Annotated in this window: 16 protein-coding genes and 1 pseudogene; 11 read left to right on the forward strand and 6 right to left on the reverse strand. The window is 69.4% G+C overall.

Annotation, left to right across the window (positions count from 1 at the left end; genetic code table 11):
* Nucleotides 1-176: 176 nt before the first annotated feature.
* From E1294_RS21235 to E1294_RS21250, 4 genes are read left to right on the forward strand one after another with little or no spacing between them, the layout of a single operon-like run.
* Nucleotides 177-1,490, forward strand: coding sequence for an ABC transporter substrate-binding protein (locus E1294_RS21235; RefSeq protein WP_220447850.1), 1,314 nt, complete (start codon nucleotides 177-179; stop codon nucleotides 1,488-1,490).
* Entirely contained in the window at nucleotides 1,487-2,422 is a 936-nt protein-coding gene (locus tag E1294_RS21240) for a carbohydrate ABC transporter permease (RefSeq protein ID WP_220447851.1), read from the forward strand. Before E1294_RS21235 ends, E1294_RS21240 begins: the two co-directional genes overlap by 4 nt.
* Complete coding sequence (locus tag E1294_RS21245) at nucleotides 2,419-3,246, forward strand: carbohydrate ABC transporter permease (RefSeq protein ID WP_132510690.1); 828 nt, start codon at nucleotides 2,419-2,421, stop codon at nucleotides 3,244-3,246. The genes E1294_RS21240 and E1294_RS21245 overlap by 4 nt, the downstream gene beginning before the upstream one ends.
* Nucleotide 3,247: 1 nt before the next feature.
* Nucleotides 3,248-5,821 (forward strand): glycoside hydrolase family 78 protein, encoded by a 2,574-nt coding sequence (locus tag E1294_RS21250; protein WP_132510692.1) that lies wholly within the window; start codon nucleotides 3,248-3,250, stop codon nucleotides 5,819-5,821.
* Between the two features lie 87 nt (nucleotides 5,822-5,908).
* Here the strand turns inward: E1294_RS21250 and E1294_RS21255 are convergent, their stop codons facing one another.
* Nucleotides 5,909-6,553, reverse strand: a complete 645-nt coding sequence (locus tag E1294_RS21255) for a winged helix-turn-helix transcriptional regulator (RefSeq protein ID WP_132510694.1) — start codon at nucleotides 6,551-6,553, stop codon at nucleotides 5,909-5,911.
* Between the two features lie 233 nt (nucleotides 6,554-6,786).
* Between E1294_RS21255 and E1294_RS21260 the strand changes: the two genes are divergently transcribed.
* On the forward strand, nucleotides 6,787-6,996 hold the full coding sequence (locus E1294_RS21260; RefSeq protein ID WP_132510696.1) for a DUF4287 domain-containing protein: 210 nt from the start codon (nucleotides 6,787-6,789) through the stop codon (nucleotides 6,994-6,996).
* 257 nt (nucleotides 6,997-7,253) lie between these two features.
* On the opposite strand, the gene E1294_RS21265 is transcribed toward E1294_RS21260, so the two are convergent.
* Both E1294_RS21265 and E1294_RS21270 read right to left on the reverse strand, forming a co-directional pair.
* Entirely contained in the window at nucleotides 7,254-7,598 is a 345-nt protein-coding gene (locus E1294_RS21265; RefSeq protein ID WP_132510698.1) for a MarR family winged helix-turn-helix transcriptional regulator, read from the reverse strand.
* A complete protein-coding gene (locus E1294_RS21270; protein WP_132510700.1) occupies nucleotides 7,595-8,458 on the reverse strand; it encodes a LysR family transcriptional regulator in 864 nt (287 codons plus the stop codon). The genes E1294_RS21265 and E1294_RS21270 overlap by 4 nt, the downstream gene beginning before the upstream one ends.
* A gap of 93 nt (nucleotides 8,459-8,551) precedes the next feature.
* Between E1294_RS21270 and E1294_RS21275 the strand changes: the two genes are divergently transcribed.
* Complete coding sequence (locus E1294_RS21275; protein ID WP_132510702.1) at nucleotides 8,552-9,436, forward strand: aldo/keto reductase family oxidoreductase; 885 nt, start codon at nucleotides 8,552-8,554, stop codon at nucleotides 9,434-9,436.
* Nucleotides 9,437-9,917: 481 nt separating this feature from the next.
* Here the strand turns inward: E1294_RS21275 and E1294_RS21280 are convergent, their stop codons facing one another.
* Complete coding sequence (locus tag E1294_RS21280; protein ID WP_132510704.1) at nucleotides 9,918-10,391, reverse strand: DUF6653 family protein; 474 nt, start codon at nucleotides 10,389-10,391, stop codon at nucleotides 9,918-9,920.
* Between the two features lie 110 nt (nucleotides 10,392-10,501).
* Here E1294_RS21280 and E1294_RS21285 point away from each other — a divergent pair, with 110 nt between their 5' ends.
* Nucleotides 10,502-10,984, forward strand: coding sequence for a GbsR/MarR family transcriptional regulator (locus E1294_RS21285; protein ID WP_132510706.1), 483 nt, complete (start codon nucleotides 10,502-10,504; stop codon nucleotides 10,982-10,984).
* Nucleotides 10,985-11,086: 102 nt separating this feature from the next.
* Here the strand turns inward: E1294_RS21285 and E1294_RS21290 are convergent, their stop codons facing one another.
* The gene (locus tag E1294_RS21290) at nucleotides 11,087-11,440 is read right to left on the reverse strand and encodes a DUF998 domain-containing protein (protein WP_132510708.1); all 354 of its coding nucleotides are present in this window, start codon (nucleotides 11,438-11,440) and stop codon (nucleotides 11,087-11,089) included.
* Between the two features lie 151 nt (nucleotides 11,441-11,591).
* Here E1294_RS21290 and E1294_RS21295 point away from each other — a divergent pair, with 151 nt between their 5' ends.
* The 4 genes from E1294_RS21295 to E1294_RS21310 all read left to right on the forward strand — a co-directional run bounded on the left by E1294_RS21295 (nucleotide 11,592) and on the right by E1294_RS21310 (nucleotide 14,483).
* Nucleotides 11,592-12,092 (forward strand): GbsR/MarR family transcriptional regulator, encoded by a 501-nt coding sequence (locus tag E1294_RS21295; RefSeq protein WP_132510710.1) that lies wholly within the window; start codon nucleotides 11,592-11,594, stop codon nucleotides 12,090-12,092.
* On the forward strand, nucleotides 12,089-13,243 hold the full coding sequence (locus E1294_RS21300; protein WP_132510712.1) for an FAD-dependent monooxygenase: 1,155 nt from the start codon (nucleotides 12,089-12,091) through the stop codon (nucleotides 13,241-13,243). Before E1294_RS21295 ends, E1294_RS21300 begins: the two co-directional genes overlap by 4 nt.
* A 148-nt stretch (nucleotides 13,244-13,391) precedes the next feature.
* Nucleotides 13,392-13,682, forward strand: coding sequence for a hypothetical protein (locus tag E1294_RS52835; protein ID WP_165977401.1), 291 nt, complete (start codon nucleotides 13,392-13,394; stop codon nucleotides 13,680-13,682).
* 93 nt (nucleotides 13,683-13,775) lie between these two features.
* Nucleotides 13,776-14,483 carry an SDR family oxidoreductase gene (locus tag E1294_RS21310; RefSeq protein WP_132510714.1) on the forward strand — a complete coding sequence of 236 codons (708 nt, stop codon included), beginning with the start codon at nucleotides 13,776-13,778 and terminating at the stop codon, nucleotides 14,481-14,483.
* A gap of 169 nt (nucleotides 14,484-14,652) precedes the next feature.
* Here E1294_RS21310 and E1294_RS21315 read toward each other — a convergent pair.
* A pseudogene (locus E1294_RS21315) lies at nucleotides 14,653-14,964 on the reverse strand (FAD-binding oxidoreductase); the annotation flags it as partial.

Genomic DNA, 14,964 nt, shown 5'->3' on the forward strand with positions numbered 1-14,964 from the left:
GAGGTGATGGGTAACGTTACCCAATTTTTTGATCTGAAGTATTGCCGAGCCCATCTTCACAACTGTCACGATTGGAGACCGTTCCCCAAGTGCACTCTTGACGGCCTGCCAGGTAACGCCTACGTTAACTCGCATCGGGGGGCGCTTAAATCGTTTCAACGAACCCGGAGGGCGCTGTGAAGACCTCGCACCGCATGACGGGAGCGGCCCTGGCCGTTCTCGCGATGGCGGCTCTGACCTCGTGCGGCTCGGGCTCCGGCTCCGATTCCGGAACCGCCGCCACCGGCTCGGTCACCTTGAAGTTCCTCATCGACAACAGCTCGGCCACCGTGAACACCGCCAAAGCGCTCGCGGACACGTTCATGCAGGCCAATCCCCGTATCAAGGTCGAGACCGAGACCCGGCCGGGAGGCAGCGAGGGCGACAACATCGTCAAGACCCGGCTCTCGACGGGCGACATGTCGGATGTGTTCTGGTACAACTCGGGGTCGCTGCTGCAGGCGCTCAACCCGGCGCAGACCATGGTCGACCTCACCGGCGACCCGGTGCTGGCCAACGTGGCCAAGGACTTCCTGCCCGTGGTGAGCCAGGACGGCAAGGTCTACGGCGTGCCCGGCGGCACCGCAATGGGCGGCGGCATCCTCTACAACCGCAAGGTCTACGAGCAGCTCAAGCTGGAGGTGCCCAAGACCTGGGCCGACTTCACGGCCAACAGCGACAAGATCAAAGCAGCCGGCATCGCACCGGTGATCGGCACGTTCAAGGACACCTGGACCTCGCAGCTGTTCGTGCTGGGCGACTACTACAACGTGCAGGCGGCGGTGCCGACCTTCGCTCAGGACTACACGGCCAACAAGGCCAAGTTCGCCACCACCCCCGCTGCCCAGACCGGGTTCGACCACCTGGCCGAGGTACACGCCAAGGGCTACCTGCAGGAGGGCTTCGGCTCGGCCACCGCCGACCAGGGCATGAAGCTACTGGCCGAGGGCAAGGGCGCGCACTACCCGATGCTGAGCTCCCAGCTCCCGCCGTTCGTCGCCACCATGCCGCAGGCGGCCACCGACATCGGCTTCTTCGGCATCCCCGGCACGGACGCCGCCAAGAACGGCGCCACGATCTGGGAGCCGGCCGGCATCTACATCGCCAAGACCACAGAGAACCTGGAGGCGGCCAAGAAGTTCCTGGCCTTCGTCGCCTCGCCGGCCGCCGCCGACGCGGTCACCAAGGCCGTGCCGCCTGCCGGGCCATACCGGATCACCGGGGCCAAGTTGCCCGACGACGCCATCCAGGCGGCCAAGGACCTGCAGGCCTACGTGGACGAGGGCACAACGGCGCCGGCGCTGGAGTTCGTCTCGCCGGTGAAGGGCCCGTCGCTGGAGCAGATCACGGTCGCCGTCGGCTCCGGCCTGACCTCGGCCGCCGAGGGGGCCGCCCAGTACGACAAGGACGTCGAGAAGCAGGCCAAGCAGCTGGGGTTGGCAGGGTGGTGACCAGGCAGGACACCGTACCCCGCACGGGGCCCGGCCCGGCACCCGGGCGGGCGCACGCCCGCGCCTCCCGCCGCCGGCGCAACGCGGCCTACCCGTACGCGCTCTACCTGCCCGCCGCCGTCGTGTTCCTCGTCATCTTCCTGGTGCCGACGGCGATGGCCTTCTACTTCGCACTCACCCGTTGGACGTTGTTCGACAGCGAGTTCGTCGGTCTGCAGAACTTCCGCGACTTCCTGGCCGAGCAGAACCTGCGCATCGGCTTCCAGAACACGATCATCTACGCCGTCGTCACCAGCGGCCTCAAAGTCGTGCTCGGGCTGCTGCTCGGCGTCCTGCTCACCTCGCGGCTGCGGCTGCGCGGCTTCCTGCGCTCGGTGGTGTTCTTCCCGACGCTGGTCTCCACGGTCGCGGTCGGCATCACCTTCGCCATGCTGCTCAAACCGCAGACCGGCCTGGTCAACCAGGCCCTCGCGCTGGTCGGGATCGACGGCCGCGACTGGCTCGGTGACGCCACCACCGCGCTGCTGTCGGTCGCGCTGGTGGACGTGTGGAAGGGCGTCGGCCTGGCCACCGTCATCTACATCGCCGGCATCATGTCCATCCCGCGCGAGTACTACCAGGCCGTCGCGGTGGATGGTGGCGGCGCCTGGCACCGCTTCCGGCACGTGACGCTGCCGTTGTCCTGGCCGGCCACGTACTCGGTGATCATCCTGTCGTTCATCGGCGGGCTGCGCTCGTTCGATCTGATCTGGACGATGACCCGCGGCGGTCCCGGCTTCACCAGCGACACCATCGCCTCGATCATCTACAAGCAGTACCAGGCCGGCTTCTTCGGCCTGTCGACCGCCGGCAACGTGATCCTCTTCATCGTCGTCACGGCCATCGCCGTGCCGCTCAACTACTTCCTCGGCAAGAGGCAGGTCACCGCATGACAGCACTGAGAAGGCTCAGCGGCGAGGTCGTCGCGCTGGTCCTGGCCACCGTGATCTTCCTGGTCCCGTTCGCGCTCATGTTGCTGACCGCCGTCAAGGACCCGGAACAGGCCATAGACCTGGACTTCGCCTGGCCCACCAACTGGCCGGTCGTCGAGAACTTCATGGCCGTGATCGAGGCGCGCGACTACGTGCTGCTGCGCGCCTACGTCAACAGCACCATCATCACTGTCGCCTCGGTCGCCCTGCTCGTCGTCTTCGCCGCCATGGCTTCGTTCGTCCTGCAGCGCCGCCCGGGCAAGGTCGCCAAGCTGGCCGACTTCCTCGTGCTGTCGGGGCTGATCATCCCGCCCGCGGTGGTGCCGACGATCTGGCTGCTGCAGGCGATCGGCCTGTTCAAGACGTTGTCCGGGATGATCCTCGCGGAAGTGGCCTTCAATCTGTCGTTCGCGATGTTGTTGTTCCGCGCGTTCATCGCGGCCATCCCGCGCGAGCTGGACGAGGCCGCCCAGATCGACGGCTGCAGTGGCCTGCGGCTGTTCTTCCGGGTGATCTTCCCGCTGCTGCGGCCGGTGACCGTCACGGTCATCCTGGTCAGCTCGGTCAACATCTTCAACGACTTCGTCAACCCGCTCTATCTGCTGCCCGGCGACGAGAACGCCACCGTGCAGGTCACCCTCTACAACTTCCAGAGTCAGTACAACACCCAGTGGAACCTGCTGTTCATGGACATCGTCCTGATCACGATCCCCCCGCTGGTGCTGTTCGTCTTCTTCAACCGCAAGATCGTCGCCGGCATGACCGCCGGTGCCATCAAGGGATGACATGACCTCTCTGCACGTTTCCGCCCCTGCCTTCGAACACCACCGTGACACTTTCGGCATCGGCGAACCCCGACCGCGCCTGTCCTGGACCGTCACCACGGACATCCCGGACTGGATCCAGCAGGCATACGAGATCGAACTCGGCGACGGCCTGTCCACCGGCCGAGTCGAGTCGAACGAGTCCGCGCTCGTGCCGTGGCCCGGCGCGCCGCTGGGCTCGCGGGAACGGCGCGCCGCACGGGTGCGGGTTCACGGCGCCGACGGCTCGGCCAGCGACTGGAGCGAATGGTCGTACGGGGAAACCGGGCTGCTGGACCCCGCTGACTGGCATGCCACGGCCGCCGCGCCACCGCTGGAACTGCTCGGCGCACCCGACGGCCCCGCGCTCCTGCTGCGCCGCGGCTTCACCCTGCGCGCCCCGATCGAGCGCGCCCGCCTCTACATCACGGCCCACGGCATCTACGAGGCCGAGATCAACGGCCGAGTGGTCGGCGACGACGTGCTCGCCCCCGGCTGGACCAGCTACCACCACCGCCTGCGCTACCGCACCCACGACGTCACGGGCCTGCTGCGCGAGGGCGCCAACGCCATCGGCGCCACCCTCGCCGACGGCTGGTACCGCGGCCGCGTCGGCTTCGGCGGCGGCAAGAGCGGCATCTACGGCGAGCGCACCGCCCTCATCGCGCAACTCGAGATCGCCTATATCGACGGCACCACCGACATGATCGTCACGGATGACGAGTGGCGCTGCGCCTCTGGCCCGGTCACCGAGGCCGGCCTGTACGACGGGGAGAAACACGACGCGCGCCTGCACCCCGCGGGCTGGTCCGAGGCCGGCTTCGATGACTCCTCCTGGCTGCCCGCCGACGCCCTCACCCACGATCCGGCGCTGCTGGTCGCCCCCACGGGCCCGCCCGTACGCCGTGTCCAGACGCTGCCCCCCACCGAGGTGCTGACCGGCCCGAACGGCGAGACCCTTGTGGACTTCGGCCAGAACCTCGTCGGCCGCCTGCGCATCCGCGTGCAGGGCCCGGCCGGCCACACCGTCACCCTGCGCCACGCCGAGGTCCTGGAGAACGGCGCCCTCGCCGTGCGCCCGCTGCGCGCAGCCGCCGCCGAGGACCGCTACACGCTGCGCGGCGACGCCGAGCCGGAGACCTTCGAGCCCCGCTTCACCACGCACGGCTTCCGCTACGCACAGATCGACGGCTGGCCCGGGGCGTTCGACCCGGCTGACGTGGTGGCCGTGGTCTGTCACACCGATATGCGGCCCGTCGGCGCGTTTGAGTGTTCCGACCCGCTGCTGAACCGGCTGCACACCAACGTGGTCTGGAGCATGCGCGGCAACTACGTCGACCTGCCCACCGACTGCCCGCAGCGCGATGAGCGGCTCGGCTGGACCGGCGACATCCAGGTCTTCGCCCCCGCCGCGGCGTTCCTGTACGACTGTGCGGGGCCGCTGTCATCGTGGCTGGCCGACCTGGCCGCCGAGCAGGCCGAGGTGGGCACCGTGCCGCACTACGTGCCGTGGGTGCCGCTGGTGTTCGGCGTCTCGGCCACGGCCGCCTGGGGCGACGCCGCCGTCCTCGTCCCGTGGACGCTCTATGAGCGCACCGGCGACCTCGGCCTGCTGCGCCGTCAGTACCCGAGCATGACCGCGTGGGTGGACCAGGTCGCCACCCTCACCAGGGACCACCTGTGGGACGAGGGCTTCCAGTTCGGCGACTGGCTCGACCCGGCCGCGCCCTCGGACAATCCCGGCAAGGCCCGTACCGACCGGGCGCTCGTCGCCACCGCCTACCACGCCTGGTCGGCTCGGGTCGTGGCGGACACGGCGGCGCTGCTCGGCCATGACGCCGACGCCGCCCGCTACGCCGAGCTGGCCGGGCACGTGCGGACGGCCTTCCGCCGCGAGTTCGTCACCCCGTCCGGCCGGCTGGCCTGCGACACCCAGACCGCCTACGCCCTCGCCTTGACCGTGGACCTGTTCGATGGCCCCGAACAGCGCGAACGTGCCGGACGCCGCCTCGTCGAGCTCGTCGCCGCCGACGACCACCGCATCGGCACCGGCTTCGTCGGCACCCCGCTCATCTGCGACGCCCTCTGCTCGGTCGGCGCCTACGGCACCGCCTATCAACTCCTGACCCAGCGCAACCGCCCGTCCTGGCTGTATCCGGTGACGATGGGGGCCACCACGATCTGGGAGCGCTGGGACAGCATGTTGCCCGACGGCTCCGTCAACCCGGGCGAGATGACCTCCTTCAATCACTACGCGCTCGGCGCGGTCGCGGACTGGATGCACCGCACCGTGGCCGGTCTCGCCCCGGCCGAGCCTGGCTACCGCCGCATCTCCGTCCGCCCACGTCCCGGCGGCGGCCTCACCCACGCCCGCGCCGCCCATCACACCCCCTACGGGGAGGCGGAGGTGAACTGGCGGCGCGACGGGGAGCGGCTGACTGTCGCCGTCCGCGTCCCACTGAACACGACCGCCATCGTCGACCTGCCCGGAGAGCCCGCTGTCGAGGCCGGCCCCGGACAGCACGTCTTCCACTGCACCTTGCCGGACCCCCTCTAACCCCCTTTTCCCCGAGGAGTGCCGAACAGGCGTGGGTGTTGTCGCCTGGCGCGTTGAGCCGCTGGACGAACCCGCAGGGGTGGTCGGTCAGAAGCGGAACGTCTCGACGAACCGGTGGAGGAGCTCGGGATTGCCTTCCACCCGCACGCTGCCGTCGGCCAGTGCCTGGTCGGGCGTCTTGGTGCCGGTCATCAGAGCATGGATCCCTTGACCGTTCAGCCTCTCAACGACGAGGTCCGGGGCCGAGTGCGGGCCGATGCCGACCGTCAGGGCTCCGTCGGTGATCTGTAGGCGGAGGGTGAAGTCGCCCATGCGGACCTCGTAACCGACAGTCGTCCGCCGGGCCGTTTCCGGCCGGTAGGTGGTGCGAAAGGCCATGGCCACCGACTCGGCGGTGATGACCTCGCCGTCGCGGGGCTCGGTCATCGTGCGGGCGCCCCAGCGGCCGAGCGCGATCAGTGCCGGTTCGAGGTCGCATCCGTAGCCGGTGAGCTCGTAGACGACCGCGCGATCGGGGTGGGGCAGCGCACGGCGGACGGCCAGTCCTGCCTCTTCGAGCTGTTTGAGGCGGGCCGACAGGATGTTGGTCGGGATGGCGGGCAGGCCCTTGCGCAGGTCGGTGTAGCGCTGGGGCCCGGAGAGCAGGTTGCGGACGATCAGCAGGGTCCAGCGTTCGCCGATCATCTCCATCGCGCGGGCCAGGCCGCAGAACTGTCCGTACTCACGCGTCATGCTGCAGATGCTATCGCTAACTTGTGTTGACAAATAACACTTGCAAAAGACAAGCTTGGTTCTGGTTCGGCCACTTGGCCGGTCTACCTGGTGTTTTCCGAGGAGTGATCGCTATGACTGCGCGAAAGGTCGCCGCCGGGCTGTTCATCTCGCTGGACGGTGTCGCCGCCCGCGCGAGATCATCCACACGGCCTTCGCCCAACCCCTAGCCACCAGCAGAACGGACCCCTGACATGACCGCGCCGACAAAAGGCAACCCCGCCAGCTACTTTCCCGCGATTGAGAAGAAGTACGGGCGTCCCGTCGAGGAATGGATCGACCTCATCAACTCCTCGCCCCTGACCAAGCACATGGAACTCGTCAGCTGGCTCAAGTCCGAGCACGGCCTCGGGCACGGTCACGCCAATGCACTGGTCGCCCACACCCTCGCCAACAGGCGATAGACCAGCCAGAACCCGCTTCCACGGCCCGCGACCGTCCGGCCCAGACGGGCGGCCGATTCCACCTGGCCATCATCACCGCCTTCGATCACCCTGCCGACGGCCTGGGGACAGCAGCGGATTCATGATCTCTGAGGGTGTCGACCTCTGTGGTGGGGGAGAGCCGCCGCCGGGTCCTGGGTTGTTGCCGTGGCTGACGATTTCCTTTGGGTTATGTCGCCCAGAGCCAGCGGGCGCGGTCGCTCCCGGTCGGACGCAGGTCATTGCTCGCGTGCTGGGGCAGCGCGGAGGAGCAGGTCGCGAAGGGTGTCCTGCTCCTTTTGCGACAGGCCCGCGAGGGGGGACTCCTGGGTGAGGAGATCGAGGAGCTGCGCTCGCAGTTCCTCGCCCTGCGGCGTGAGCACGAGCTGCTTGGCGCGGCGGTCCCGGGGATGGGCGCGGCGCTCCACCAGACCGCGCTTGTCCAGCTTGTCGACGACGAAGGTCGCATTGGAGGGCTCGCAGCTCATCCGCTCCGCGAGGTCGCACATGGTCGCGCGCCCACGAGAACGTCTCCCGCTCCGTGGGCTTCCCTTTAGACGCGATGGAAGGCACAAGAGGGTCATAGCCGCGTGGCTGTGCGAATCAGCCCGGCGAGGGCGGGCAAGCGGCTGTGCGCGGGCCAGGCGATGTGGGTGACGACGGAGGGTGCGTCGGTCAGGGGGACGGCGGTGTGCTCGGCCCATAGCCATGCGCGGGCGGAGTCGGGGAAGACGGCCACGGTACGTCCGAGGGCGATCAGCTGGGCCAGCTGCGTCTGGTCGTGAATCTCGGGACCCGGGCCGGGTGGGTACGTGCCGTGGCGGGACCAGCGGGCGAGCGGAAGCTCGGGGATGTCGCTGACATCGGCCAGTGACAAAGTCTCGTGCGCGGCGAGGGGGTGCCCGGCGGGCAGAATGGCGATCTGCCCCTCGGTCATCAGTTCCTCGCTGTCGAACCCAGCCAGGGAGTTGAACGGCGCGTGCATGAGCGCCACATCAGCGCGGCCGTCACGGAGCATGCCTTCCTGCTCACACGTGCCGCTCGGCAGCACCTCGATCTCGGCCGCGTCGGGCTCGGCCGCGTAGGCGTCGAGGAGCTTGTGCAGCAGCTCGTGAGACGCGCCGGCCTTCACCGCCAGCACCAGGCGGTTGCGGGGGCCTCCCGGACCGTCGGCGCCACCGGCGCGACGGGTGCGGCGAGCGGCGGCGGTGATCGCGTCGAGGGCTGCGCGGCCCTCGTGCAGCAGTACCTCTCCGGCGCCGGTCAGGGATACGCCGCGGCGGTTACGTTTCAGCAGCGAGACACCGAGGCGCCGTTCGAGCTGCTGGATCGCCCGGGACAGCGGTGGCTGGGCCATGCCGAGGCGCTCGGCGGCGCGGCCGAAGTGCAGTTCCTCGGCGACGGCCATGAAGTACCTCAGCTCGCGGGTCTCCAAGGTGTCCATGGCCACACCATAACTCAGTGATACCTGCAGAGTATGACAGTGCACCGTATCGGTGTTGGCGGCACCGCTTGTCCGCGAGCGAACATCGACGGCATGAACACACGCTCCGCGTCACTGCCCGGCGGCACCTGGGCCCTGGGTGATCTGATCGTCACCCGTTTCGGCTACGGTGCCATGCAACTCGCCGGCCCCGGGGTCATGGGCCCGCCCGCCGACCACGACGGCGCGCTCGCCGTCCTGCGCGAGGCCGCCGGCCTCGGGATCACCCATATCGACACCGCCGGTGCGTACGGACCACGCGTCACCAACCAGCTGATCCGTGAAGCGCTGCACCCCTATTCCGAATCGTTGCACATCGTGACCAAGGTCGGCGCGGTCCGCGATCGGCAGGGCGGCTGGCCCCCTGCCCGGCAGCCCGAGGACCTGCGCCGCGCCGTCCACGAGAACCTCGAGGACCTCGGCCTCGATTCGCTCGACGTGGTCAATCTCCGGTTCGGCGACGCTCAGGGTCCCCAGGCCGGTTCGCTCGCCGAGCCCTTCGAGACCCTCGCCGAGCTCCAGCGGCAGGGCCTGATCCGGCACCTCGGAGTGAGTAACGCGACGGCGGAACAGGTCGCACAGGCGCAGGCGATCGCGCCGATCGTGTGCGTGCAGAACATGTACAACCTCGCCTACCGTCAGGACGACGAGCTGATCGACGATCTCGCCGACCAGGGCATCGCCTACGTGCCCTTCTTCCCGCTCGGCGGCTTCACGCCGCTGCAGTCCACGGCGCTTTCTGCCGTGGCCACCCGGCTGGATGCGACGCCGATGTCGGTCGCGCTGGCCTGGCTGCTGCGGCGGTCGCCGAACATCCTGCTCATTCCCGGCACCTCGTCGGTGGCGCACCTGCGCGAGAACGTCGCCGGCGCGGGACTCTCGCTCTCCGGCGAGGAACTCGCCGAGTTGGACAAGATCGGCCCTCAGCACGGGGTGTAGCCGAGGTAAACCCGAAACCCACAATGGCGATCTTGGAGGAGCGTCGAGGCAGGTCAGTCGCTGGTCCTAGGGGCGGGGTAGCCGGTGATCTCGGCGACGGACTCCGCGAAACCGGGATCTCACTTTCCGACAACCTTGCCCTCCGTAGGTCTTCTCCGAGAGGGAACCGAGGGGAAAACTGTTGCATGTGGTTTCGCCGCCGGCATGAACCTCATCCAGATCTTCATCCACCGCTTCAACCAGCCGCCGCCCGAGGACACTCCCGCCCGCTCGGCGCCACCGAACATGACCCTGTCGTACGCCGTCCAGGCCCGGCGGGCGGGCAGGGCGACGGCCTCGGCTACGACGACAGGCGATCCGCGATCGGCACGGCCGCCGCATCCGCGCTCAGGGTCCACCGGCGGCGCCGGTGCGAGGTGCCGGACTCTCCATAGGAAGGTGTCGGTGCGGCCGGCGTTGCCGTGCGCCGGCTACACCGGGGTCACCGGGTGTCGCTCTGGTGTTGTTCGTAGAGCAGGCCGTAGCGGTCGATCCGCCACAACTGGGCGAGCACGGTCAGCGTGGTGCCGAGCAGGAGCGGCCAGATCTCCAGGGCGATCAGCCCCCAGGCGATGAAAGCGAAGCCGAGCAGGCCGGCCACGATGAGCAGCCGCAGGACCAGCCGGTGGGCCGCCGGAGTCCTGCCGTCGACGTGGAGTTGCTCGCCGTAGATGCCGCGCGCGGCCCAGCTGGTCGGCTCCACCGGGCTGAACAGGTGCACGTTCAGCCACAGCCACACGGCGACGAGGGCCACGCCGGCCAGTGACCACCAGCCGATCCACTCGCGGCTCCAGACGGCCAGTTCGAAGGCGGGGATGGCGGCGAACCGGGTCCACACGCTCCACGGGTTGGCGTGCTTCTTCCAGGCCTGGTCGGTCATGCCGTGCGCACCGGCCACCACATTCGTGGGCTTCATTGCTGGGTCTCCTTGGCGTCGGGGAGGCGCTCTCCACACCTCGGACCGTATAGAGCTTTCAGAGATTTGTAAATTCTCTGAGAACTCGAAGTTCTTGATAGGCTTGTCGTATGGACACCGACCAGCGGCTGCGCGAGGCCGCCGAGAAGCTGGCGCTGACCCTGGCGCAGGGTGGCATGCAGAAGACGACCGCCCGGGTGATGACCGCCCTGCTCTACACCAGGCAGGACGCGATGACCGCCGCAGACCTTTGCGCGGAGTTGTCCATCAGTTCGGGGGCGGTGTCGACCGCGGTCAAGCAGCTGATCCCGATCGGCCTGATCGAGCGGGTCCCGGCCCCCGGAAGCCGCCGCGACCATTACCGCTTCCGCCAGGGGGCTTGGGCGAGCCTGATGTCCCAGCAGAACGCGATGCTGGCCACCATGGGCGCGGCCGCCCAGGAGGGCCTTGACGCGGCGGGCCAGGACAGCGTCACCGGCCGGCGCCTGCACGAGATGAAGGACTTCTACGCCTACATGACCAAGCAGCTGATTCCCCTCATCGACAGCTGGCGCCAGCGATACGCCGCCCAGCATGCCGACACGCCCCGGTAGTTCCACGACGACTGCGCTCCGATCGGAGCGCCGCACATGACGGGACGGGCGGAGTCTGGCCGCGCCCCCGCGGCCGCGGGCCTGGAGAGGCCCGCGGTCACGCTATCTCGCCTGAGGAGCGGCGGACCCTGAGTCTTGGCCCCCCGCTGCCGTGCTCGAGTGCTCCGGAACGTGTCCGCGCAGCAGATGGATGCCCACGGCGATGATCCAGCAGAAGCCGGATAGCAGGGAGAGGTGTTCGAGCAGGCCGGCCGCGAAGGCCAGCAGGAGCAGCCCGCCGGCCACGAGGTTCGCCGTCTGCAGCCAGGCGCGCTCGCCGGTGCCAAGCTGGCTGGCGCCGTGGTGCCACAGGCTGTAGCCGGGCCGGGTGGCGCCATCGGCCCACAGCAGCGCAGGCATCAGCACACCGGCGGCGACGCCGCTGCCGAGCAGCGCCTTGAGAGTGCGGGTGGTCATCGGGGCGTCTACCTGCTTCTCCGCGACGGCGTACGTCGCGGGCCGACCAGACTTCCCGGCTCACCACCAGCACGCCCACGGCAGGCGTAGCCTTGATCAATACATGAATTTTAGCTTATACTGAAACAACTGCAAGAGGAGGCGAGTTCAAGTGGCCGAACAGGAACCGTTGCTGGAGTGGGTGGAACGGGTCGCCATGTATCTGGCGCGCGACGGGGTGCCGCCGATCGCCGGGCGGGTGCTGGGCTGGCTGATGATCTGCGACTCGCCCGAGCAGTCCGCCGGGCAGATCAGCACGGCCATCGGCGCCAGCCGCGCCTCACTCACCTCGAACCTGCGGCTGCTGACGAGCATGGGCTTTCTCACCTGGCGGACCCGGCCGGGCGATCGCACCCTCTACTACCGGATGGCCGAGAACGCCTGGGCGGTCGTCGTGCAACGGCAGATCGCCTCCGTCACCTCGTTCCTGGACATCACCCGCGACGGCGTGGACCTGGCCGGCCAGGACGAGGAACGGGTCGCGCGGGTCCGGCAGGCGCACGCCGCCTTCGAGTGGATGGCCAAGATCTTCGACAACGCGCCGCCCCTGCAGGGCGAGGGCGTCGGTGGACCCGGCCACCCCGAGAACCCCGACGAAGAGGAGACATCATGAGCGGGCACGCGATCGTGGTCGGCGGCGGGATCGGCGGGCTGGCCGCAGCCCTTGCCCTTCACCGGATCGGCTGGCAGGCCACCGTGCTGGAGCGGGCGGCCGAGCTGGGCGAGATCGGCGCCGGCATGTCCCAAGCCCCGAACGCCCTGCGGGCGCTGGCCGCGCTCGGCATCGAAGAGCAGGCCCGCGCCGCCGGGGTGCCCACGCACGCCTCCGCCAACATGCGCACGCCGGACGGCCGCTACCTGCAACAAGCGCGGACCGATGATCCGACCGCGCTGCTTGCCTTCCACCGCGCCGACCTGCACCGGGTGCTGCTGGAGGCGGTGCCCGCCGGCTGGATCCGCACGGACGCGGAAGTCACGGCGGTGCGGCAGGACGCCGACGGTGTGACTGTCGGATTCGCCGGCGGCGAGCTGCGCGCGAACCTGGTCATCGCCGCCGACGGCATCCGCAGCACCGTACGGCAGCAGCTGTGGCCGGACGCGCCGTCACCGCGCTTCCTCGGCCGCACCGCCTGGCTCGGCATCGCCGAGCTGGCCGGCCTGCCCGGCAGCATCACCCTCGGCCCGGGCGGTTACTTCCTCATCCACCCCGTCGGGCGCGGCCGGGCGTACTGGGCCTACGTCACCACCGTCGAGGCACCCGGCATCCGCTACGAACGCGAGAAGGCCGAGGTGGCCCGCCGCATCGGCACCTGGCACCAGCCGATCCCTTCGCTGATCGAGGCCACTCCTGAGCAGGCGGTCATCCACATCGACATCCGCGACCTGGACCCGCTGCCCACGTACGTGCGCGGCCGGGTGGCGCTGCTCGGCGACGCCGCGCACGCGATGAGCCCCGACCGCGGCCAAGGCGCCGGGCAGTCGCTGGAGGACGCCGTCGTGCTCGCCGCGGCCCTCGCCGGTGAACCTGCGGTCGAGGCCGCGCTGCGCCGCTACGACGCTGACCGCCGCCCGCGCACCCAGGCCACCGCCAAGGGCGCCCGCGCCGATGGCCGGCGCACCACCTCCAGCGCCGCCTACCGGGCGATGACGACCATGATCCGGCTGATGCCCGCACCGTTGTGGCGCAAAGGCATCGCCGCCGACGGCAACGCCACGTGGCGATGGCGGCCGCCGCGCCTGCCGTCGCCGGCGACGCGCTGTTGAGGCAGGTTCGAGCCCTGGCCGGAGCCGGGCAGATCGTCATCGGCGTCGATGGGCCCGGCGCTACACCACTCGCCGACCTCGGCAGCACCGGAAGGCAGGAGAAGGTGGCCAGCGGTCGGCTCGAACGCGGGCCCCCACCATCCCGTTCATGGACGTCGCGTTCTGGGCGCACCAGTTCCTCAAGCCCGAGGCGCGCTCCATGACCGGCGCGATCCTGGAGGCCGACGGCGAGCGCGATCACGGCGTCGCGGAGTGGTTCGCCTGCGGGGCGATGTCCTGGCCGGCGATCCACTTACAGCCGCCGGCCGGACTTCCGAAGATCAGGATGACCGCGTCGAGGCGGTCGCGGGTACGGGTCAACGCGGCGATCTGGGCATCGATGCGATCACGCCCGGCGGTCAGCCGGGCCCGCGACTCCGGGGTGCCGACCTTGCGCTGACGCCTGACTGCGCCGCCGACTCTCCGATGCGCACCGTGACCTCCGTCACAAGACTTGCCTCTGACGTCAATGTCAGGTTTTAGCCTATCCGGCATGCAGATCAACGGAGCACACGTGCTGGTCACCGGCGCCAACCGCGGCCTGGGCCGGCAGTTCGCCCTTTCCCTTCTCGACCGCGGCGCCGGCAAGGTGTACGCGACCGCCCGCCGCCCGGACCTCATCGACGTGCCAGGGGTCGTCCCGCTGCGACTCGACGTCACCGATTCGGCATCGATCGCCAGCGCGGTGGCAGCGGTACCTGATGTCAAGATCGTCATCAACAACGCGGGGATCTCGACCGGGGCGAACCTGGTCACCGGGGACCTGGACATGATCCGCCGCGAGATGGACACACACTTCTACGGCACCCTCAACGTGATCCGCGCCTTCGCGCCCCAGTTGGCCGACGGCGCGATCCTCAACGTGCTGTCCGCGCTCTCGTGGCTCGCCGTCGACGGTGCGGGCGCCTACCACGCGGCCAAGGCCGCGGAGTGGGCGCTCACCAACAACGTCCGACTGGAGCTGGCCGGCCAGCGCACCCTGGTGACGGGCTTGCACCTGGGCGCCGCGGACACCGACATGATGGCCTGGTACAACGGCGAAAAGAGCGCCCCCGAAGTGATCGTCGCGGCAGCCCTGGACGGCATCGAGGGGCACCGGCCCGAGGTGCTCGCCGACGACTGGAGCCGCCAGGTGAAGGCGTGGTTGCCGGAGGACCCGACTGTCATCTACGGGGAAGCGGCGGCCGTCCTCTCCACTTGACGTCGAAGGGGGCCCTTGCGGGCTCCACGCCATCGAGAGGGAGGTCAACAGGCGCTGGCGACGCGACGGCGCTCCTCTGCCCGCCGCGTCGGCCTGCTCGTACTCCTCTAGGATCGCCGGGCTTGTCCTCACGTGTCACCCCAGGCTGGCCGTGCCCAGGGCTCGTTTCTCAGGCGGTGGCCTGGTCGAGCAGTTCGAGGAGGTGGTGGTACATCCGGGCGGTGGCGCGGGTGAGGCCGAGTTCGCAGGTGCGGTTGAGCGAGGCGTGCGCGGCGAAGTCCCCGGTCTTGACGGATATGGCTTCGGCGCGGGTGGCGGAGGCGGTCAGCTCGGGGTGGAGCAGGCCGCGGTCACCGGCGAAGGCACAGCACTGCCAGTCCTCCGGAACGACCACGTGGTCGGCGATGGCCTGGGCGATTCCGGCGATGGCCGCGTCCAGGCCCAGGCGGGTGGACGAGCAGGTGGGATGGAGGGCGAGGGA

Source organism: Nonomuraea diastatica, from assembly GCF_004349015.1.
Taxonomy (GTDB): Bacteria; Actinomycetota; Actinomycetes; order Streptosporangiales; family Streptosporangiaceae; genus Nonomuraea; species Nonomuraea diastatica.

Excerpts from the sequence above, each read along its gene's own strand:
- E1294_RS21245 (WP_132510690.1), top strand. The coding sequence starts at position 2,419 with ATGACAGCACTGAGAAGGCTCAGCGGCGAGGTCGTCGCGCTGGTCCTG.
- E1294_RS21250 (WP_132510692.1), top strand. The coding sequence starts at position 3,248 with ATGACCTCTCTGCACGTTTCCGCCCCTGCCTTCGAACACCACCGTGAC.
- E1294_RS21255 (WP_132510694.1), bottom strand. The coding sequence starts at position 6,553 with ATGACGCGTGAGTACGGACAGTTCTGCGGCCTGGCCCGCGCGATGGAG.
- E1294_RS21260 (WP_132510696.1), top strand. The coding sequence starts at position 6,787 with ATGACCGCGCCGACAAAAGGCAACCCCGCCAGCTACTTTCCCGCGATT.
- E1294_RS21265 (WP_132510698.1), bottom strand. The coding sequence starts at position 7,598 with ATGACCCTCTTGTGCCTTCCATCGCGTCTAAAGGGAAGCCCACGGAGC.
- E1294_RS21270 (WP_132510700.1), bottom strand. The coding sequence starts at position 8,458 with ATGGACACCTTGGAGACCCGCGAGCTGAGGTACTTCATGGCCGTCGCC.
- E1294_RS21275 (WP_132510702.1), top strand. The coding sequence starts at position 8,552 with ATGAACACACGCTCCGCGTCACTGCCCGGCGGCACCTGGGCCCTGGGT.
- E1294_RS21280 (WP_132510704.1), bottom strand. The coding sequence starts at position 10,391 with ATGAAGCCCACGAATGTGGTGGCCGGTGCGCACGGCATGACCGACCAG.
- E1294_RS21285 (WP_132510706.1), top strand. The coding sequence starts at position 10,502 with ATGGACACCGACCAGCGGCTGCGCGAGGCCGCCGAGAAGCTGGCGCTG.
- E1294_RS21290 (WP_132510708.1), bottom strand. The coding sequence starts at position 11,440 with ATGACCACCCGCACTCTCAAGGCGCTGCTCGGCAGCGGCGTCGCCGCC.
- E1294_RS21300 (WP_132510712.1), top strand. The coding sequence starts at position 12,089 with ATGAGCGGGCACGCGATCGTGGTCGGCGGCGGGATCGGCGGGCTGGCC.
- E1294_RS52835 (WP_165977401.1), top strand. The coding sequence starts at position 13,392 with ATGGACGTCGCGTTCTGGGCGCACCAGTTCCTCAAGCCCGAGGCGCGC.
- E1294_RS21310 (WP_132510714.1), top strand. The coding sequence starts at position 13,776 with ATGCAGATCAACGGAGCACACGTGCTGGTCACCGGCGCCAACCGCGGC.